This is a genomic window from Flavobacterium fluvii (assembly GCF_900129545.1).
GTDB lineage: Bacteria > Bacteroidota > Bacteroidia > Flavobacteriales > Flavobacteriaceae > Flavobacterium > Flavobacterium fluvii.
Map to the genome: position 1 here is coordinate 1,292,540 of NZ_FQWB01000001.1, position 20,514 is coordinate 1,313,053.

At 36.2% G+C, this 20,514-nt stretch carries 22 protein-coding genes; 16 read left to right on the plus strand and 6 right to left on the minus strand.

The window, feature by feature from the left end:
* Positions 1-20: 20 nt before the first annotated feature.
* The 3 genes from bamP to BUC16_RS05290 all read left to right on the plus strand — a co-directional run bounded on the left by bamP (position 21) and on the right by BUC16_RS05290 (position 1,826).
* Positions 21-767 (plus strand): BamP family beta-barrel-assembly machinery protein, encoded by a 747-nt coding sequence (bamP, locus tag BUC16_RS05280; RefSeq protein ID WP_073368465.1) that lies wholly within the window; start codon positions 21-23, stop codon positions 765-767.
* Between the two features lie 91 nt (positions 768-858).
* Positions 859-1,263 (plus strand): twin-arginine translocase TatA/TatE family subunit, encoded by a 405-nt coding sequence (locus BUC16_RS05285; RefSeq protein ID WP_073368467.1) that lies wholly within the window; start codon positions 859-861, stop codon positions 1,261-1,263.
* The gene (locus BUC16_RS05290; RefSeq protein WP_073368469.1) at positions 1,263-1,826 is read left to right on the plus strand and encodes a phosphatase PAP2 family protein; all 564 of its coding nucleotides are present in this window, start codon (positions 1,263-1,265) and stop codon (positions 1,824-1,826) included. Before BUC16_RS05285 ends, BUC16_RS05290 begins: the two co-directional genes overlap by 1 nt.
* Before the next feature lie 32 nt (positions 1,827-1,858).
* Here the strand turns inward: BUC16_RS05290 and BUC16_RS05295 are convergent, their stop codons facing one another.
* Positions 1,859-2,500: an O-methyltransferase gene (locus tag BUC16_RS05295; RefSeq protein WP_073368756.1), complete on the minus strand. Its 642-nt coding sequence runs from the start codon at positions 2,498-2,500 to the stop codon at positions 1,859-1,861.
* Positions 2,501-2,600: 100 nt separating this feature from the next.
* Here BUC16_RS05295 and rlmN point away from each other — a divergent pair, with 100 nt between their 5' ends.
* Positions 2,601-3,644: a dual-specificity RNA methyltransferase RlmN gene (rlmN, locus tag BUC16_RS05300; protein WP_073368471.1), complete on the plus strand. Its 1,044-nt coding sequence runs from the start codon at positions 2,601-2,603 to the stop codon at positions 3,642-3,644.
* 48 nt (positions 3,645-3,692) lie between these two features.
* On the opposite strand, the gene BUC16_RS05305 is transcribed toward rlmN, so the two are convergent.
* Positions 3,693-4,583, minus strand: coding sequence for a hypothetical protein (locus BUC16_RS05305; protein WP_141226083.1), 891 nt, complete (start codon positions 4,581-4,583; stop codon positions 3,693-3,695).
* Positions 4,584-4,918: 335 nt separating this feature from the next.
* Here BUC16_RS05305 and BUC16_RS05310 point away from each other — a divergent pair, with 335 nt between their 5' ends.
* The 5 genes from BUC16_RS05310 to dnaG all read left to right on the plus strand — a co-directional run bounded on the left by BUC16_RS05310 (position 4,919) and on the right by dnaG (position 10,456).
* Positions 4,919-5,896: a polyprenyl synthetase family protein gene (locus BUC16_RS05310; protein WP_073368474.1), complete on the plus strand. Its 978-nt coding sequence runs from the start codon at positions 4,919-4,921 to the stop codon at positions 5,894-5,896.
* Between the two features lie 137 nt (positions 5,897-6,033).
* On the plus strand, positions 6,034-6,594 hold the full coding sequence (locus BUC16_RS05315) for an RNA polymerase sigma factor (protein ID WP_073368475.1): 561 nt from the start codon (positions 6,034-6,036) through the stop codon (positions 6,592-6,594).
* Positions 6,581-7,258, plus strand: a complete 678-nt coding sequence (locus tag BUC16_RS05320; RefSeq protein WP_073368477.1) for a hypothetical protein — start codon at positions 6,581-6,583, stop codon at positions 7,256-7,258. The genes BUC16_RS05315 and BUC16_RS05320 overlap by 14 nt, the downstream gene beginning before the upstream one ends.
* A 29-nt stretch (positions 7,259-7,287) precedes the next feature.
* Positions 7,288-8,352: a hypothetical protein gene (locus BUC16_RS05325; RefSeq protein ID WP_073368478.1), complete on the plus strand. Its 1,065-nt coding sequence runs from the start codon at positions 7,288-7,290 to the stop codon at positions 8,350-8,352.
* Positions 8,353-8,470: 118 nt separating this feature from the next.
* Positions 8,471-10,456 carry a DNA primase gene (dnaG, locus tag BUC16_RS05330; RefSeq protein ID WP_073368480.1) on the plus strand — a complete coding sequence of 662 codons (1,986 nt, stop codon included), beginning with the start codon at positions 8,471-8,473 and terminating at the stop codon, positions 10,454-10,456.
* Here the strand turns inward: dnaG and BUC16_RS05335 are convergent.
* Entirely contained in the window at positions 10,453-11,082 is a 630-nt protein-coding gene (locus BUC16_RS05335; RefSeq protein ID WP_073368481.1) for a response regulator transcription factor, read from the minus strand. The genes dnaG and BUC16_RS05335 overlap by 4 nt on opposite strands.
* 87 nt (positions 11,083-11,169) lie before the next feature.
* Complete coding sequence (gene nadE / locus BUC16_RS05340; RefSeq protein WP_073368483.1) at positions 11,170-11,976, minus strand: NAD(+) synthase; 807 nt, start codon at positions 11,974-11,976, stop codon at positions 11,170-11,172.
* A gap of 145 nt (positions 11,977-12,121) precedes the next feature.
* On the opposite strand from nadE, the gene gldB reads away from it, so the two are divergent.
* Together gldB and gldC are read left to right on the plus strand one after the other, a co-directional pair.
* Positions 12,122-13,078 carry a gliding motility lipoprotein GldB gene (gldB, locus tag BUC16_RS05345; RefSeq protein WP_073368485.1) on the plus strand — a complete coding sequence of 319 codons (957 nt, stop codon included), beginning with the start codon at positions 12,122-12,124 and terminating at the stop codon, positions 13,076-13,078.
* Positions 13,078-13,413 carry a gliding motility protein GldC gene (gldC, locus tag BUC16_RS05350; RefSeq protein ID WP_073368486.1) on the plus strand — a complete coding sequence of 112 codons (336 nt, stop codon included), beginning with the start codon at positions 13,078-13,080 and terminating at the stop codon, positions 13,411-13,413. The genes gldB and gldC overlap by 1 nt, the downstream gene beginning before the upstream one ends.
* A 78-nt stretch (positions 13,414-13,491) precedes the next feature.
* Here the strand turns inward: gldC and yihA are convergent, their stop codons facing one another.
* Positions 13,492-14,112: a ribosome biogenesis GTP-binding protein YihA/YsxC gene (gene yihA, locus BUC16_RS05355; RefSeq protein WP_073368488.1), complete on the minus strand. Its 621-nt coding sequence runs from the start codon at positions 14,110-14,112 to the stop codon at positions 13,492-13,494.
* Positions 14,113-14,144: 32 nt separating this feature from the next.
* Complete coding sequence (locus tag BUC16_RS05360) at positions 14,145-14,918, minus strand: alpha/beta fold hydrolase (protein ID WP_073368489.1); 774 nt, start codon at positions 14,916-14,918, stop codon at positions 14,145-14,147.
* Between the two features lie 379 nt (positions 14,919-15,297).
* On the opposite strand from BUC16_RS05360, the gene BUC16_RS05365 reads away from it, so the two are divergent.
* The 5 genes from BUC16_RS05365 to BUC16_RS05385 are packed head-to-tail and all read left to right on the plus strand — an operon-like array spanning position 15,298 to position 20,509.
* A complete protein-coding gene (locus tag BUC16_RS05365; RefSeq protein ID WP_073368760.1) occupies positions 15,298-15,771 on the plus strand; it encodes a division/cell wall cluster transcriptional repressor MraZ in 474 nt (157 codons plus the stop codon).
* Positions 15,746-16,654, plus strand: coding sequence for a 16S rRNA (cytosine(1402)-N(4))-methyltransferase RsmH (gene rsmH / locus BUC16_RS05370; protein ID WP_170860850.1), 909 nt, complete (start codon positions 15,746-15,748; stop codon positions 16,652-16,654). The genes BUC16_RS05365 and rsmH overlap by 26 nt, the downstream gene beginning before the upstream one ends.
* 53 nt (positions 16,655-16,707) lie before the next feature.
* Entirely contained in the window at positions 16,708-17,055 is a 348-nt protein-coding gene (locus tag BUC16_RS05375) for an FtsL-like putative cell division protein (RefSeq protein WP_073368491.1), read from the plus strand.
* The gene (locus BUC16_RS05380) at positions 17,046-19,049 is read left to right on the plus strand and encodes a PASTA domain-containing penicillin-binding protein (protein ID WP_073368493.1); all 2,004 of its coding nucleotides are present in this window, start codon (positions 17,046-17,048) and stop codon (positions 19,047-19,049) included. The genes BUC16_RS05375 and BUC16_RS05380 overlap by 10 nt, the downstream gene beginning before the upstream one ends.
* Positions 19,046-20,509, plus strand: coding sequence for a UDP-N-acetylmuramoyl-L-alanyl-D-glutamate--2,6-diaminopimelate ligase (locus BUC16_RS05385; RefSeq protein ID WP_073368494.1), 1,464 nt, complete (start codon positions 19,046-19,048; stop codon positions 20,507-20,509). The genes BUC16_RS05380 and BUC16_RS05385 overlap by 4 nt, the downstream gene beginning before the upstream one ends.
* Positions 20,510-20,514: the final 5 nt, after the last annotated feature.

The following is a 20,514-nucleotide window of genomic DNA, read 5'->3' on the forward strand; positions in this document are numbered from 1 at the left end:
TTTAAACAAAACCTTTCAAGATGAAAACTAAAAACATAATTCTTGCTTTGTGTATGTTTTGTCAATTTTGTTTTGGGCAAACATTGACCAGGAAATCATTGCACGGCATGGTCGTGAATGATTCGGTCAATATACAAAGTGGTTATGTTCTTAACGTGAATTCAAATACAAGAGCATTTGTCAAGTCTCAAGGGTATTTCGACATACTTGCAAAAACAAACGACACCTTGCTTTTTTCGAGCACTGGATTAAAGCCAAAAAAAATTGTGCTGACTGAAAAGGATTTTGCAGTTTCTGTATTGATAATAAAAATGAATGCACTCATAAATCCATTGAAAGAAGTTGTCATCATGAAAACGGATTTGAAACTTAATCTAGGCAGTATTCAAGACATTATAGACAAGGAATATTTTGACGACAAGCAGTCTTCGCCAGACAATCCATTGATGCCGACAGACATAAAATACGGAATGGATATTGATCGAGTAGGTAAAATAATTTGGAAATCGCTCTTCAAAGAAAACTATCAAAAAGAAAAAGATGCCGACTATGGCGATTTTACCGAAGTTGTGCCAAAACGAATTAAACAATTTTTCTTCACCAACACATTAAAGTTGAAAGAGGATGAAATTGGACTTTTCCTTATTTTTTGCGAGAACGATTCCAGATCCAAAGCACTCCTAAAACCCGAAGCCGAATTTGAATTGATTGAATTTTTAATTAACAAAAACGAGGAATTCAAAAGATTTACTACATTTGAAAAATGAAAATCAAGAATCGATTTTTCGTTAATTAATTATTAATTAAAAGGTTTTGTAACTGTACATCTTCGTAACTTTGCGACTTAAAGAATAGATTATGTTTGGAATAGGAGGAGGCGAATTAATTTTCATTTTGTTTGTTATTTTGATGCTTTTTGGCTCGGACAAAGTGCCGGAAATTGCCCGTACTATGGGAAAAGCGATGGCGCAATTGAAGAATGCCACAAACGACATTAAAAACGAAATTCAAAAAGGAGCTGAAGACAACGGTTTAGACCAAAAAACATTGAATAATTTTACGGGTAATATTACTTCAGAAATCAATAGTGCCAAAGCCAATTTGCTTGGAGACACAAATCCATTGAGTGGAATTTCGGATGCCGTTTCAAATGAAATTGACAAAACTAAAAGCAGTATATTAGACAACACAATTCCTCAAGTGGATAAAGTTGCAGGAGAAATAGAAGGCATTGTTGAAGGCCCAATAAAACGTAAAATGTAATGTTGGATAAAATAGTGTCACTTGACCAAAAATTATTTGTTTACTTAAATAGTCTAGGTTCCGAAACTTATGATGGACTTTGGTTGATGATTACTAAACAATACAATTGGATTCCGCTTTTTTTGTTCTTGTTGTATATTATTTACAAAAAAGTAGGAGGCAAACAAACTTTGTATTTGATTTTATTCGTGGCTATTTTGCTCGTTCTAACGGATCAAACAGCTAATTTATTCAAAAATGGATTTCAAAGGTTGCGACCTTGCAACAATCCAGAAATAAATTCATTTATAAGAATAGTACAATCCAGATCGTCATTTGGGTTTTTCTCGGGTCACGCCTCAAGTTCAATGGGAGTTGCCACATTTTTATACCTTGTTTTCAAAAGAGATTTCAAATACTTTTGGCTACTGTTTTTATGGCCATTAATCTTTGCATATAGCCGTATTTATTTGGGCTTGCATTATCCATTGGATATTATTTGTGGGTATTTGTGTGGAGGAATATTGGGCTTTTTGATGTTCAAATTCTATCAAATGGCCAAAAAGAGAAACTTCCCTATTTAAAACATTGAAAGGAACGGAGCATCTCAAGTAATTTACAAAACCCTGCTTACCGTCAATCCATCACGGATAGGCAACAAAACGGTTTCCACTCTCGGATCATTTTTCAATAAAAGATTGTATTCCAATAATATTTTGGTACTGATGTCTTTTGGATGCAAAGGTTCCAGAACTTTTCCGCTCCACAACACGTTATCCGAAAGAATAATGCCGCCTTTGTTCATTTTTGGAACAATCAATTCAAAATAATTGATGTAATTTTCCTTGTCGGCATCGATAAAAACCAAATCAAATTTTAAATCCAATGTTGGAATAATGTCAATGGCTTCGCCGAGATGTTGTACAATTTGGTTTCCCCAAGGCGATTTGTCAAAATGTTTTCGCTGAAAATCCACCAATTCTTCTTTGATGTCAATGGTGTGAAGTGTTCCGTTTTCTTGCATTCCTTCACATAAACACAAAGCCGAATAGCCAGTATAGGTGCCAATTTCAAGAATATTCACGGGACGAATCAGTTTGGACAACATACTCAAAACGCGTCCTTGAAAATGTCCGCTTAACATTCGCGGCAACAAAACTTTCTGATAGGTTTCTTTGTTTAAAGCAGCCAACAATTCCGGCTCTTTTTCAGAATGTTGCTCGATATAATTTTCTAAATCTTGGGAAATAAAGTGCATTTTATTAATTTTTGTCAAAGTTATCAAATTATCAAATGTACATACGAGCATTTATGCAAATTGATGAAATAAATCAACAAATAGTCATTAAATTTGCACCATGCAAATCGAGAAAAAAGACATACGAGCCTTATCAAAAGAACAATTACGGGATTTTTTTGTTGCCAATGGCGATAAATCCTTTCGTGGAAACCAAGTTTATGAATGGTTGTGGAGCAAAGGCGCCCACAGTTTTGATGATATGACCAATGTGGCGAAAGCTACTCGTACTATGCTCGAAAACAATTTTGTCATCAATCACATCAAAGTCGACACGATGCAGCGCAGTGAAGACGGAACGGTAAAAAATGCGGTTCGTTTGCACGATGGTTTGGTGGTGGAGAGTGTTTTGATTCCAACAAACACTAGAACAACAGCTTGTGTTTCAAGTCAAGTGGGTTGCAGCTTGGATTGTAATTTTTGTGCCACGGCACGATTGAAAAGGATGCGAAATCTGGAACCTGCCGAAATTTACGATCAGGTGATTGCCATCGATAAAGAGAGTCGTTTGTATTACAATCATCCTTTGTCGAATATTGTTTTTATGGGAATGGGTGAGCCATTGATGAATTACAATAATGTGATGAAAGCCATCGAAATGATAACTTCAAACGAAGGTTTGGGAATGTCTCCAAAACGTATTACGGTTTCAACCTCTGGCGTTCCTAAAATGATTAAAAAATTGGCAGACGATGAGGTGAAATTTAAATTGGCTGTTTCGCTACATTCAGCAATAGATGAAATTCGATCCAAGATTATGCCTTTTAGTGAAAATTTTCCTTTGGCTGATTTAAGAGAATCATTGGAGTATTGGTACAGAAAAACAAAAAGCAAAGTTTCTTATGAATATGTGGTATGGAAAGGAATCAACGACAATAAAGCTTCTGTTGATGCTTTGGTTAAATTCTGCAAATATGTTCCTTGCAAAGTCAATTTAATTGAATACAATCCAATTGATGACGGCGAGTTTCAACAAGCTTCGGAAGAATCCATCAATGCCTACATAAAAGCACTGGAAGCTACAGGAATTGTGGTAAAAGTGAGAAGAAGTCGCGGAAAAGATATTGATGCGGCTTGTGGTCAATTGGCTAATAAAGAAGCATAAAAAAAGAGTTCAATTTGAACTCTTTTTTTATGCAATAAATAATATAAATTAATCTTTCAAGATAATTTGAAAGGCAATTCCACCGTCTACGGCTAACATTGCCAAGTTGTCGCAGTCGCCGGTTCCGTAATCAATGGTGACATAATGCGAATTTTTCGAAAGTTTTAGCACTCCTGAAACAGGGAAAGGTCTAGGATTTGCTTGTAAGCCACAGGCTGTTTTATTTATTAATGGTGTGCTTTCAGCAATTGATGAAGAATAAACATTGCCGATTGAGCTTGTTGTGGTAAAAGTTCCCCAAGTAGAAAACACATCGTCAGTTGGGCTTGTTCGGGTCGAAAATCCAGCGGTCATTTCTCTAAAACGCTCTCCGTTACGGGTATAAACACCGTCTTTTGTGGTTAGTTTCATGTTGGCCATGGTAAATGTGGTTTTTGGATGCAGGGTAGTTGAAGCTCCAAGCATTTCTCTTTTCCAAGTAGATGTCCCTTCAAGTTTGTTGTCATTAATATAGAAATTATTGTAGGTTACGGTCATGGTTTTAGGGAATGTTGTGCTGATTGTTCGAGTTAGAATAATTTGTCCTCTCAAATTATGTCCTCTAAATAAACATGAAGTAGTAGCCGTTCCAAAAGTAATAGTGATAACTCTTACGGTTGGAGTAGAACCCAGATCACTAATGGTAGCGCAGTCAGGGGTTAGTCGATAATAGGTTCCAGATACCCTGCCATTGGTAGAACCTTCAGTCAATTCATATTGGTCATCGGCAATTACCGATACGTCATCAATGGCATTGTCCATTGTTTGTGTTGCGGTAACTTCATTTAGAGTAAGGGTATTGTCTGTTGAGGCAGGAGCAGGAGTTGAATCTGAATTACAACTTGTAAAAACAAGAATGCTCAAAAAAAACATGCCAATTAGTAAAAATTTAGTTTTCATAATAATTGTTTTTTTAGGTTTAATTGTTTGGTATGTAGGTTAATAATAGATTAAAGTGGATGATAAAGTTATTTTAAAAAAATGAGATAAAGAGAATGCTTTGTTTAAAATCGATGAACGACACTTTTGGGATTCACATAATTTGCATATATGATTTAACCTTTAAATGTTGTTTTTAGTATAATAATGCCATAATTTTTTTGGAATGTTGTTTAATGGATGATGAATCAGAATAGAAATTTAGGGTAATTTAAAGTTAAATAATGGTAAAAAACACTTCCACTTCGCAAAATAGTTGCCGTTTTTTTATTCGAAAATAGTATATTTGGACTCTAATGAATATTACTTCTCAAATAAAGCAGCCTATTTTTAACGAGATGGAACTTTTCGAAAAAAAGTTCTATGAATCGATGACTTCAAAAGTGGCTTTGCTGAATAGAATCACTTATTATATAGTCAATCGGAAAGGAAAACAAATGCGTCCCATGTTTGTTTTTTTGACTGCCAAAATGGTTTCTGCGGGAATTGTAAACGAAAGAACCTATCGTGGTGCTTGTGTCATAGAACTGATTCATACCGCCACTTTGGTACATGACGACGTGGTCGATGACAGTAATCGACGAAGAGGTTTTTTCTCCATCAATGCACTTTGGAAAAACAAAATCGCTGTGCTAGTTGGTGATTATTTGCTGTCCAAAGGATTGTTGCTTTCTATCGACAACGGTGATTTTGATTTGCTGAGAATTATTTCGGTAGCCGTTCGCGAAATGAGTGAAGGCGAGTTATTGCAAATCGAAAAAGCCAGAAGGCTCGATATTACCGAAGAAGTTTATTATGAAATTATCCGAAAAAAAACCGCCACTTTAATTGCCGCTTGTTGCGCTTTGGGTGCAAAATCGGTTCTTGAAGATGAAGTCCAGGTGGAGAATATGCGAAAATTTGGCGAACTCATAGGGATGGCTTTTCAAATCAAGGACGATTTATTTGATTATACAGAGGATGCCATTGGTAAGCCCACAGGAATCGACATCAAGGAACAAAAAATGACTTTGCCGCTTATCCACGTTTTGAATAATTGTACTTTCAAAGAAAAATCTTGGCTCATCAATTCCATCAAGAACCATAATAAAGACAAGAAACGAGTAAAAGAAGTGATCAACTTCGTGAAAGATCATAACGGCTTGCTGTATGCCGAACAGAAAATGGCAGAATTCCAGCAAGAAGCACTCCTTCTTTTAGATAATTATCCCCAATCAGAGTTTAAAGATGCCTTGATTTTGATGGTAAATTATGTCATTGAAAGAAAAAAATAATTTTTTTAAATAAAAAACATCTCCTAAAGCCTTAATTTTATTAAGGTTTTTATTTTTTAGTTTAAAAATGTAATTACCAATGCAACCTTTTTGCAACTGGATTCGTCTTACTTATAGAAACACTTTATAAAAAGAATTTGAAAGTACTTTACTTAAATCAAGAAGAAAATGAAATCATCCGTTTGGCTATCGAGAGCAATCGATCGGCCCAACAAGAGATTTACGTCAAATTTTCTTCGAAAATGTTAAGTGTTTGCAGACAATACATAAAGGACATTCATCAAGCTGAAGACATCATGATAACGGCTTTTATGAAAGTGTTCACCAATTTGAAAAATTTCGAAAAAAAGGGAAGTTTTGAAGGTTGGATTAGACGAATAATGATCAATGAATGCATTTCGCATATCAGGGTTCAAAAGAAAGTGAGTTTTATTGAGGACGAAAATTATTCCGAGGATAGTTTCAACAATATTGAAAGTCAAATTTCGATAGAAGATATTCAGTCTTTGATTGACGGTTTACCCGATGGATATAAAATTATTTTCAATTTGTATGCGATAGAAGGATATAAGCACCAAGAAATTGCGAGTATGTTGGGAATTAACGAAGGAACGTCAAAATCGCAATTGTCTCACGCCAGGAAAACATTGAAAGAGCAAATAATAAAGCTAAAAAATTACAGTAATGGAACAGCATAAAATAGAAAAACAATTCAGGGAACAATTGAATTCTCGCGAAATCAAGCCTTCAGAAATGGCTTGGGCGAAGCTGGATGGCATGCTTTCAGAAGCGGAAAAACCAAAAGTTAAATTCCCTTGGTTATACATTGCGGCAAGTTTTGTTGGGTTTGTATTGATTGCGACGTTTTATTTCGCCCAAAAAGAAGATAGAATCGACAACCAGAAAAATGGAGTGGTAATCCAGAATCCAGTTGCTCCTAAAACGGATGCAATACCTTTGGAGAAGGTCGATTTTAAAATAGAGGAAAAGGGTTCAGTAGTTGATGTTTCCCAACAATCGGCTGCAAAAAAGGATAAATCTTCCCTGCCAGAAAAACATTCATTAAGCGGTAAAAACAATTTAAATCAAAGTCAAGTAGCAGAGCTTACAATCTCCGGTCAAAAAAATGACCCGTTTGCTTCTTCGGACATAAATGACAAGTCGATTGATGAAATACTTGCCGCAGTCAAGACAACATCAAAACCCACAAGTTCAAAAACGACAGTAAAAGTAAATTCCAATGCATTGCTTTCGCAAGTGGATGGAGAATTGGAACTTTCATTTCGAGAAAAAGTAATTGATAAAGTAAACGAGAATTACCAAGTAGTCAAGGAGGCTTTGGCTAGCCGCAATCAAGAATAAATCATTAATCACCATTTAAATAATCTATCATGAGAAATTTTACAATTTACTTAGTGCTATTGCTATGTCTTTTTGCAAGCAAAATGTTGGCGCAAGGCCCGAGCCAAAAAGGCGAACAGACAGAGCAAAGCTTTGAAAAACAGGCAAAAAACATTGCTTCAAATATTGAAAACATAACAAAAGAAGAGAAGTCAGAATTAAAAAAAGAAGTGGATGCCGTAAATGATCAATTGGCAAACGGTACAATAACCAAAGAAGAAGCAGAAAGTAAAAAAAACACTTTGGCACAAGCCAGAGCCATCAATATTGAGGCAAGAGTTGCCAAAGAGCAAGAAAAACTTGAAGCTTTGGTTCAGAAAAAAGTTGACGGACAAATCACGGTAGTGGATTCAACAGGAAGAAAGACATTCGTTATACCGGCAATGAAAGTAATAAATAGCAAAAACAAAAAAGAAAAAAGAACTACTTCGCAATTTGTTCTCGCTTTCGGAGCCAATAATTTGGTAACAGATGGAGCAGTCGCCAATTCCGATTTCTATTATTGGCAATCTCATTTCTTCGAATGGGGATTTACATACAACACGAGAATATTCAAAAATGATAATTTATTGCATTTGAAGTATGGATTTTCAGTAATGTACAACAACATTTGTCCAACGGATAACCGATACTTTGTACCTGATGGTAACAACCAAACAAATCTTGAGGTCTTCCCTTATGAATTAGACGATTCTAGGTTTAAAAATGTTTATTTGGTTGCTCCTGTACATTTAGAGTTTGATTTCTCGGGGAATAAGTCAAAAAATGGTAAACCCGGTTTTTCAACACACAAAGGAGTTCGTTTCGGAATAGGCGGGTATAGCGGGTTTAGAATAAAATCAAAGCAAAAACTGTATTACAATATTGGCGATGATAAAATAAGGATAAAAACTAAAGGGGATTTTAATGCCAATGATTTTATTTATGGCGTGAGTACTTACCTTGGTTATAGAGAAACCAGTTTGTATTTGAAATACGATTTAAATCCATTATTTGAGAATAATACTGTAGATCAAAACAACATTTCACTTGGAGTACGCTTCGATTTTAATTAAATATTTTGAGTTAGTTTTATACGGCAAGAAGTGTTTCAGCAATGAAGCACTTTTTCATTTTAATAATCCAAAATTAACTTTGTATCTTTGAACTTTTCCAACTTCAACCAAGAACAAATTGATTTCACAAACTACTATTGATACCGTTTTCGAAACTGCTCGTGTAGAGGAGGTTATTGGTGATTTTGTGCAATTAAAGAGGGCTGGAAGCAACTTCAAGGGATTGAGCCCGTTCTCGGATGAGCGTTCACCATCGTTCATGGTTTCGCCTGCCAAAGGTATTTGGAAAGATTTCAGTTCTGGAAAAGGTGGAAATGCCGTGGCTTTCTTGATGGAACATTCTCATTTTACCTATCCGGAAGCCATTCGATTTTTGGCCAAGAAATACAATATCGAAATCGAGGAAACCGAGCAAACCGATGAAGAAAAAGCCAATACCGATGTTCGGGAAAGTATGTATTTGGTTTCGGAATTTGCCAAAGATTATTTCCACAACACGTTGCTGCATTCTGAAGAAGGCAAAGCCATAGGTCTTTCTTATTTCAAGGAAAGAGGTTTTACTAGCGAAACCATAAAGAAATTTGCTCTAGGATATTCGCCCGAAGCTTGGGATGCTTTTACCAAGGAAGCTTTGGGGAAAGGGTATAAACTAGAATTTCTGGAAAGTACGGGTTTGACCATTCCAAAAGACGACAGGCCGTTTGACCGGTTCAAAAGTCGAGTGATGTTTCCCATACAAAGTATGTCGGGAAGGGTTTTGGGTTTTGGCGGAAGAATTTTGACCAACGACAAAAAAGCGGCAAAATACCTCAATTCACCTGAAAGTGACATTTACCACAAAAGTAAAGTCTTGTACGGAATTTTTCAGGCCAAGCAAGCCATTGCCAAACAAAATAATTGTTTTTTAGTAGAAGGGTATACCGATGTCATCCAGTTCAATCAAGCTGGAATAGAAAACGTGGTGGCTTCTTCAGGAACGGCTTTGACACCGGACCAAATTCGGTTAATCAATAGATTGACAAAAAACATAACCGTTCTTTTTGATGGTGATGCTGCAGGATTGCGTGCTTCCATTCGAGGAATCGACTTGATTCTGGAAGAAGGAATGAACGTGAAAGTTTGTGCTTTTCCCGACGGAGAAGACCCTGATAGTTTTGCCAAGAAAACGCCTTATGAAGAATTGGTTAAATATTTAGACGAAAATGCCAAAGATTTTATCCAGTTCAAGGCTTCTATGTTGATGAATGACGCCAAGAATGATCCCATCAAAAAAGCCGATTTGATTCGGGATATGGTGGTGAGTATTTCCAAAATTCCGGATAGAATCCAAAGGGAAGTTTATATTCAGGAATGTTCCCGAATTATGGATATTTCTGAGCAAGTTTTGGTCAGCACTTTGGCGCAATTGGTTCAAAAGGATGTTGCCGAGGTAGGAAAAAAATTAAAACAAGAACAAAAAGATAAAGCTTTTGAGGTCGTAAAAAACGACACGCCTGCCCAAGTTCAAAAAATTGATATTCTCTATGGTTTGGAACGAAAAATCATAGAAATTCTTTTGTTGTACGGCAATAAAACTGAGGAGTTTGAGGATGTGCTTTTAAAAGCAAATGAAGAAGGCGAAATCGAGAATGTCATCGAAAAGAAGCAATACAAAGTGTTTCAGCGCATCTACCTGAGTTTACAGGAAGACGAAGTCGAGTTGGCAAATCCTTTGTTTCGAGATATATTCAAAAGTTTGACAAGTTATTATCTTCAAAACGAGAATTTTAATATTGAGCAATATTTAATGCATTTGCAACCAGAGTTCGCTCAAGAAGTAACCGATATTTTGATGGAAGACGAGAGGGTGGTCTTGCACAATTGGGAAGGACAGAATATTTTTCCAAAGTCGAAAAATGACACCATCAGCCAATATGTGTCTGAAACGATCTTGACGATGCGTTGGTATTTGGTTGATAGAATTATCGAAGAAATAAAAAGCTCTATATCTTCTGAGCCTGGGTCAGATAATATAGAGCCTTTGTCTATGGCAATGGATTATTCTAAGCTAATCAACTCTTTTTCCAAAAAACTCGGCAGAGTGATGTCGCGTTATAGTAATTAAACTATTTCCAATGTTTTTGCCTTGTTTACCAAATCTACTAGATTGGTAACATTCAATTTTTGCAACAGCCTTAATTTGTAAGTACTGATTGTTTTTTCGTTGAGTCCCAAAATTTTGGAAATCTCGTTGTTTTTCTTGCCGTCACTCAAATAGCGTAAAACTTCCACTTCACGATTGGATAGTTTTCTGTACAAACGCTCGCTTTTGTTTTGTTTTGCAATTAAAGCAAGGTTTTTCTTGACAGTTTCATTTATGATTATCTTTCCTTGATGTACTTTGATAATGGATTGGCCTAGGGTTTCCAGTTTTTCTTTTTTGGAAATAAAACCAGCAACACCTGCTTTGATGGCATTAGGCGCATAAATCTGCTCAGAAAGGTCGCTAAAGATGATGATTTTAGTTTTTGGGAAATTCTTCAGAATATTTTTAACTTCAAAAATACTGGAAAGCCCCTCTAATTCTAAGTCCAAGACTAAGACATCAATCTCCTTGGTAAGCAGGATATCTCTTACCATCATAAAATTCCCCACATTGGCAACAATTGAAATGTCGTCATGATCTTTGAAGTAAGATTTTACACCAAAATGTACAACTGGGTGATTGTCGGCTAAACAAACTTTTATCATAATTTTAAATTTAGAATTGTTTATCTCTTTCGAGAAGCAAAGTTAGTAAATAATATCTGTAAAATACAGAAAATCAATAGAAAAATACTACTTAAATTCTTTGGGGATTGTGCAAACGGGGATTTCATTCATTTTATGTTGATTGACAGTGTTTAATTTTTTGTATATCTTGAACACGGTACTTTCTCTTTCCGTGAAATCTTCTGCTTTTTTTTCTTTTTCATCCTCCAGCATTGCCCATTCCAACTCGTCATAACTGGCGCCAAGTTGATCTTCGTCGGTCCTGTCGTCGCCAAACAAACCATCGGTTGGAGAAGCTTTTAGAATAGAAGTTGGAATTTTTAAAAACTCGCCCAAAGCATACACATCCGACTTCATTAAATCGGCTATTGGACTCATGTCTACGCCGCCATCACCATATTTTGTGTAAAAACCCACTCCGAAATCTTCTACTTTATTTCCTGTTCCCGCCACCAATAAACCATGGATTCCAGCAAAATAATACAATGTGGTCATTCGCAAACGGGCACGAGTATTAGCCAAAGATAGGTTTACTTTAGCGACATCAGCGGTACTTGGAACATTTTTTTTGAAATCTTCGAATACTGAGGTCAAATCAGCTTCAATATTTTTTACGTTTGGGAATCTTTTTTTCAATTGCTCGATGTGTTCTTGTCCACGATTCACTTGACTTGGAGCTTGATGTATGGGCATTTCAACGCATAAAGTGGTCAAGCCGGTTTGTGCACAAAGTGTTGAGGTAACTGCCGAATCGACTCCGCCAGAAATCCCAACAACAAAACCACTTACTTTTGCGTTTTCTGCGTAGGTTTTTAGCCAATTTACAATATGGGTGTTCACTTTTTCAACTTGTAGCGTGCTTTTTTTAGTCATAATACTTTGAGTTTTTAAAAAGGAGGAATTGTATATTTGCAAAAATAATAATTTTATAGACAGTATCTCTTCATTTCAAAGTTAGTTCGCTTAACCTTATAAAGAATTGCGAGAACTGAAGAAATCAGGCCTCAAAAAAGTATAAATGAGAAAAATAATTTTTATAATCACGTTAATGACCGTTTTTGTCTCCTGTGACAAAAAATCAAAAGTTGAAAAAGAGATTGAGGAAATTCCAGTGACAATTAAGGTCGAACGGTTTGATAAACTTTTTTTCGAGGCGAAACCAGAGGATTTGGGTAAATTAAAAAAAGAATTTCCTTTCTTTTTTCCACCGGGAAATGACGATAATGTTTGGCTTGAAAAAATGCAAAATCCGCTTTGGAGAGAATTATATACCGAAGTCCAGAAAAAATACTCCAATTTCGAACTTATTCAAAATGAATTGGAAACCCTTTTCAAACATATAAAATATAATTTTCCTAAAACTAAAACGCCAAAAGTGATTACCGTAATCTCTGAAATGGATTATAACAACAAGGTAATTTATGCGGATAGTTTACTGATTATTTCGCTGGAATTGTATTTAGGAAAAGAGCATAAATTTTACCAATTTCCGAACTATTTGAAACAGAATTTCGAAGAAAAACAGATGATGCCGGACGTGGTTTCAAGTTTCGCCCTCAATAAAATTTCGCCTGTAACAGATAAAACTTTGCTGAGCCAAATGATTTATTTTGGAAAGGAATTGTATTTGAAAGATTTGCTATTGCCGGACTACAGCGATGCCGACAAAATGGGATATACTTCAGAACAAATCAAATGGTGTGAGGAAAATGAAAGTTATATGTGGCGCTATTTCTTGGAAAAAGAAATGTTGTACAGCTATGATTCAAAATTGGGCAACCGATTTGTAAATCCAGCCCCATTTTCCAAGTTTTATCTTGAAATCGACAATGAATCACCGGGAAGAGTAGGCGCTTGGATAGGTTGGCAAATGGTTCGTTCCTATATGAAAAACAATGACGTTCCAATTGAGGAACTGCTAAAAATGAATGCTAAAGAAATATTCGAAAAATCTAAATATAAACCCAAGAAATAATGGCAATTACAAATAAATCAGAAATTAAGTTAAGCATCGAATTAGACGAAAACCGTGTTCCCGAAAAATTAATGTGGACGGCAATAGAAGGAGGAATTCAAGAGGAGGAATGCAAAGCGTTCATGCTTTCGGTTTGGGACGGTAACGAAAAATCAACAAAATGTATCGAATTGTGGACTAAAGAAATGCCGGTTGACGAAATGAAAGTTTTCTTTCATCAAACATTGACTTCCATGACAGAAACTTTTCAACGTGCCACGGGCGACGAAAAAATGTCGGCAACAATGAAAGATTTTTGTGATTACTTTGCCGAAAAATTGCAGCTGAAATTGTAATTATCAAGATGGATTGTAATAAAAAATCCCAAAACTAAAATGGTTAGTTTTGGGATTTTTTTTGTTTTGAATGACGATTTAAAACCCGCTGTTGTTTTTGAAAACTTCCTGGTTTACTTCGTCAATGTAATCTAAAACAATATCTTTTCCTGTAGATTCCGTTGCCGATGTCACAAAATATTGCGGCATTTCGGCCCAATTGTTGGCAAACATTTGCTTTTTGTAGGCTGCAATATGTGAATCTATTTTGGTTTTGCTGATCTTGTCGGCTTTGGTAAAAATGATGCAGAAAGGAATTTCGCTTTCGCCCATATACGACATAAATTCAATGTCGATTGATTGTGCTTCGTGACGAATGTCAATCAATACAAAGGCGCAAACCAGTTGTTCCCTTGTTTCAAAATAATCCGTGATAAATTGCTGAAAAACGGATTTGGTTTTCTTGGAAACTTTGGCATAACCATAACCCGGCAAATCGACAAGAAACCAATTGTTGTTAATCAAAAAGTGATTGATCAACTGTGTTTTTCCTGGTCTTCCCGAGGTTTTTGCCAAATTTTTATGGTTGGTCAACATATTAATCAACGATGACTTCCCAACATTGGAGCGACCTATAAAAGCATACTCCGGCAAAAAGTCTTTCGGACATTTTTCTACTTCGGAGTTGCTGACAATAAATTCGGCAGTATTAATTTTCATAATGATTGTTGTAAATTCTTTGCAAAAAAAATCTAATGCGCCTTCAAATGGGTATGTGTCAACCAATCTTCCAGCAAACGATTGAACTCTTCAGGATGTTCCATCATGGCGGCGTGACCGCATTTGTCAATCCAGTATAAAGTGGCATTTGGCAATAATTCATTGAACTCTTCGGCTACATTTGGAGGAGTTACACCATCATTTTTTCCCCAAATCAAACAAGTTTGAACGTGCATTTTTGGTAAATCTTTTGCCATGTTGTGTCGAATGGCACTTTTGGCAATTGTCAGCGTTTTGATTAGTTTAATTCGGTCGTTTACAGTGGCATAAACTTCGTCTACCAATTCTGGAGTTGCCATTGCGGGATCATAAAATACGGCTTCCGCTTTTTTTCTGATGTATTCATAGTCGCCTCTTTTGGGATAACTGTCGCCCATGGCGCTTTCGTAAAGTCCTGAACTTCCAGTCAAAACGAGTCCTGCCACTTTTTCTGGATACATCTTGGTGTGGTACAAAGCGATGTGGCCTCCCAATGAGTTTCCCAACAAAATGACTCTGTCAAAACCTTTGAAAGTGATAAAATCCTTCACATATTTTGCAAAAGCTTTTACGTTGGTTTTCAAAATGTTTTGGGTGTATATCGGTAAATCTGGTATTACTATTTTGTATCCTTTTTCAGAAAAATAACTGGCCACGGCATCAAAGTTGCTTAATCCTCCCATTAAACCGTGCAAAACAACAATTGGAGTTCCTTCTCCGGATTCATAATAGCTGTATCTACCTTCTTTTTTAAAGTATTTTTCCATACGTTTTATCGCAAATTTTCATTCGCCACAAAGATAGGTTTTAATAAATCAAAAAAAATTCCTGCAATCAAATTTTATCAAGATTCTTCTTTTTGTTAAAAATAGCAATGTAGCGGTATCGATTTCGCTTCAAATATTTTGGTTTAATTTCTTTCAAAAGAAGGTTTATTAACGACAAATTTCTCTTTTTGTCAGAGAATCTTTTCGACAATTGAATAGTTCTCAACAATGGGCTCAAAAAACGGCTAACGTTCTGATTGTCTAAAAACTAGGCTTTCTGCTTTGAAAGTGGTAAAACTTATTAACAAAGTGGTAAGTTGTGGTAAATTGTGGTAGAAATTTTTATATTTTTGCTCATCACATTTTAATATTATTTCAATTGAATACAATTGTCGGAACATATGAATGTAAAGTCGATGCCAAAGGAAGGGTTTTGTTGCCTTCACCTTTGAAAAAGCAATTGGCTGCTTCACTTCAAAACGGGTTTGTTTTGAAGCGTTCTGTTTTTCAGCCTTGTCTGGAATTGTATCCAATGGAAGAATGGGATTTGATGATGCAAAAAATCAACAAACTCAATCGATTCGTAAAGAAAAACAATGACTTTATCCGTCGATTCACGGCAGGAGTAAAGGTGGTTGAAATCGATGCGTTGGGGCGATTATTGGTTCCGAAGGATTTAGTGGTTTTTGCAGGTATTGCCAAAGACGTCGTGTTTTCATCGGCTGTCAATATTGTGGAGATTTGGGACAAGGATTTATATGAAAAATCAATAGACGGTCAGGACATTGATTTTGCAGATTTAGCCGAAGATGTAATGGGGAACTTAAATGACGACGACAATGGAATATCATAATCCGGTTTTGCTTCATCCTACGGTAGATGGTTTGAATATCAAGCCTGATGGTGTTTATGTTGACGTGACCTTTGGTGGTGGCGGACATTCAAAAGAGATTTTGCGCCGATTGGGTCCAAATGGAAAATTGTTTGCTTTTGACCAGGACGAAGATGCATTGGCAAATGCTTTGCCGGACGAAAGATTCACGCTTATCAACGAGAATTTCAGGTTTATAAAAAGGTTTTTGCGTTTTTATGGCGTGAAAAGCGTGGATGGGATTTTGGCTGATTTAGGAGTTTCGTCTCATCAGTTTGATGTTGCAGAAAGAGGTTTTTCTACTCGTTTTGATGCCGAATTGGATATGCGAATGAGTCAAAAAAATGATTTAAATGCCTACAGAGTAGTCAATGAATATGATGATGCGAATTTGAGAAGAGTCTTCTTGGATTATGGAGAATTGAAAAATGCACCCGCTTTGTCAAGAACAATTATAGAGGCCAGAGAGCATCAACCAATCAAAACTACAGATGAGTTGAAAGATATTTTGGCGAAATATTTACCTGAAAGAATTCGAAATAAAATATTGGCCCAGATTTATCAAGCCATTCGAATAGAAGTCAACCAAGAAATGGATGTTTTGAAAGAATTTCTGGAGCAATCATTGGAGATTTTGAACCCAGGGGGAAGATTAAGCGTGATTTCCTATCATTCATTGGAAGACCGATTGGTAAAAAGATTTGTCAAAAACGGAATGTTCGAAGGAGAACCAGAACGTGACTTTTTTGGCAACTTTTCAGTTCCATTCAAAACCGTCGGAAAACTAATTGTTCCAGATAACGACGAAATCAAAATCAACAATAGAGCAAGAAGTGCCAAATTAAGAATTGCCGAAAAAATATAATTTGTTTAAAAAACATTTGACTCTTTTGCGTCTTTGTGGCTAATAAAAAAATAATGAAAAACGGAGTTTACGGCATATTGAAAGCGCGGTTTCTAATTGAAGATGATTCAATGAAGAATTGGCGTTTTATCGTTTTTCTAATCATTTTAGCCATTATAATGATTGCCAATACCCAAAATTTTGAGCAAAAAGTATTCAAGATAAGTGAATTGACCAATGATGTAAAAGAACTCCGTTCGGAATTTGTGGACAGACGTTCAGAGTTAATGAAGTTAAAAATGGAATCGACTGTGTCCGAGAAAATGGTGGAAAAACAAATTTTCCCATCGACAGTTCCACCAATAAAAATAAAAGTCAAAAAACCGGTTGAAAAAAGCTTTTTCCAAAAAATATGGCAGTAGAAGATAAAAATATATCCTACAGAATTTATCTGGTCGCTTTCGCCATCTTCTTGATGGCCATCGCGATTGCCGTAAAATTGACCAATATTCAATGGATAGAAGGAGATTATTATCGAAAATTGGCCAAAGAAAGAACCGTTAAAAATTTCGTTATTCCTGCCAATAAAGGAAATATCTATTCTGCCGACGGAAGTTTGTTGGCGACATCAATTCCCAATTATGAAATTCGTTTCGATGCCGTTGCTCCAAAAGCGGAAGCATTCGAAAAAAACGTGAAATCATTATCGGATTCCTTGTCCGTTCTTTTAGGAAAGCCGAGTGGTGTTTTTCTGAACGAATTTAGAAAAGCCAGAGCGAATAAAAACCGTTATTTCTTGGTGGCTCGCAATTTGAGTTATACGGAATACATGAAAATTAAAGGCTTCCCGATGTTTAATCTTGGTGCTTACAAAGGCGGAATTATTGTAGAACAGGAAACGGTAAGAGAACACCCAATTGGACAAATTGCCAAAAGAACCATTGGTTACGAAAGAAGAAATCCAGATGGAAGCCGTGACGGAAAAGGAATCGAATGGGCTTTTAGTAAATATCTTAATGGAAAAGACGGCAAGATTTTAAAGCAAAAAATTGCCAAAGGACAGTGGAAACCCATTCGTGACGTGAATGAAGTTGACCCACAAGATGGTTACGACGTGATTTCGACAATAGATGTATTTATCCAGGATATTGCACATCACGCTTTGTTGAAGCAATTGACGGATTACGAAGCCGATCACGGTTGCGTGGTGGTTATGGAAACCAAAACAGGTAAAATAAAAGCCATTTCAAATTTGGGAAGAGACGGCGATGGCTCTTATTCTGAAACTACCAATTATGCAGTTGCCGAATCGCATGAACCGGGTTCAACCTATAAATTGGTCGATTTGATGGTGTTGCTGGATGATAAAAAAATAGATACCAGTGCTGTTTTTGACAGTTACGGAGGCGTAATTAAATACTCTGGAAAATCAGTTAGGGATTCCCATGAAGGGGGTTACGGGAAAATTTCCTTGGCACGTGGATTTGAGGTGTCTTCCAACACGGTTATGGTTCAGGCTGTTTATAATAACTATAAAAAAAATCCAGAAGAGTTTGTTAATCATATCAATCGTTATGGTTTGAATAAATGTTTGGGACTTCCAATAAAAGGAGAAGGAAAACCATTTGTTCCGCAACCAAGTGATAAAAGCTGGTCCAACATTTCACTTCCTTGGATGGCTTTTGGTTACGGAGTTTCGATTACGCCATTGCAAACCTTGACTTTTTATAACTCTGTTGCCAATAACGGTGTGATGGTAAAACCACAATTTGTTTCCGAAATCAAGGAGTGGAATCGAACCATCAAAAAATACGAAACCGAAGTGATCAATAAAAAAGTATGTTCGCAAGAAACCCTTTTGAAATTGCATGCCGTTCTCGAAAATGTGGTTAAAAAAGGGACAGCAGCGAAACTTTATTCCAAAGATTTTTCAATGGCGGGAAAAACAGGGACAGCAGCAGTAAATTATTCCAAAAATGGCGGTTCAGAGAAATATTATGCTTCTTCATTCGTGGGGTATTTTCCAGCCGACAAGCCTAAATATTCTTGCATAGTAGTGGTGCATAAACCTAATACGGCAAACAACAATTATTATGGAGCCGATGTGGCTGGACCTGTTTTCAAGAGAATTGCCCAAAAGATTTTTACTGATGCCCCTTCTACCAATGAGATAAAAAACATTAATCGAATTGTGCAAAAACAAGAAAAAAGTTATGAGACTTATACTGAAAAGATACAAAAGCAACAACGTTCAATTCCAAATCTAAAGGGAATGTCAGGAATGGATGCCGTTGCACTATTGGGGAATCTTGGGGTAAAAGTGAAAGTAATAGGTGCTGGAAAGGTAAAAAAACAATCCATTCAGCCGGGAGAAAATTTAGCTAAAAACACAACCATAACATTAGAATTATCGTGATTGTTCTAAAAGAAATAATATACAAAGTCGCTATCGAAGCCGTAAAAGGTTCGACGGACATTGTCATCAATAAAATGGATTTCGATTCCAGAAATATTGAGGCAAATGATGTTTTTGTGGCCATTCGCGGCACAATTTCAAACGGGCACGATTTTATTGAAAAGGCCATTGGTTTAGGTGCTGTTGCCATTGTTTGTGATACTTTTCCAGAAGTTTTGATAAACGGAATCACCTATATTCAAGTAAAAGACACCAATAAAGCCTTGGCTTTTATGGCTGCCAATTATTTTGGAAATCCTTCCAGTAAATTAAAGTTGGTGGGTATTACAGGAACTAACGGTAAAACTACAATCGCTTCTTTATTGTATCAATTGTACAAGAAAGCAGGTTTTAAAGTGGGATTGTTGTCCACGGTAAAAATCTTGGTTGACGATATCGAATACAAAGCGACACATACTACGCCGGATTCAATTACCATCAATCATTATTTGAATGAAATGGTAGATGCTGGAGTGGAATATTGTTTTATGGAAGTGAGTTCCCACGGAATTCATCAAAAACGCACGGAAGCGTTGCATTTTGTGGGAGGTGTTTTTACCAATTTATCACACGATCATTTGGATTATCACCCAACTTTTGCAGAATACCGTGACGTGAAAAAATCGTTTTTCGACAATTTGCCAAAAACAGCTTTTGCTTTATCCAATATTGATGATAAAAATGGCCCAGTCATGTTGCAAAACACCACAGCCAAAAAATTGACTTATGCTTTAAAATCCTATTCTGATTACAAAGCTCAAATCCTGGAAAATCAATTGTCAGGTTTGTTGTTGAAAATTAACGGAAATGAAGTTTGGGTAAAACTTATCGGGACATTCAATGCCTATAATTTATTGGCGATTTACGGAACAGCCATTGAATTAGGAATGGAAAGTCTGGAAGTGTTACGATTATTGTCAGATTTGGAAAGTGTTTCAGGACGCTTTCAATTTATAGTTTCTAGTTCGAATATTACGGCGATTGTAGATTACGCACACACGCCGGATGCATTGGAAAACGTGCTAAAAACGATTAATGATATCCGCACCAAAAACGAACAATTGATTACGGTTGTGGGTTGTGGTGGAAATAGGGACAAAGCCAAACGTCCTATTATGGCAGGAATTGCTTCGGAATTGAGCGACAAAGTTATCCTGACTTCCGATAATCCAAGAAATGAAGATCCAGAAGTTATCATTAACGAAATGGAACAGGGAATTGCGCCCCAAAATTATAAAAAATCACTTTCCATTACGGATAGAAAACAAGCGATAAAGACAGCTTGTCAATTGGCCCAGCCGAATGATATTATCCTGATTGCTGGAAAAGGACACGAAACGTATCAGGAAGTAAATGGTGTGCGTCATCATTTTGACGATATGGAAACAATAACAGAATTACTGAACCAACTCAATAAATAGAAAAT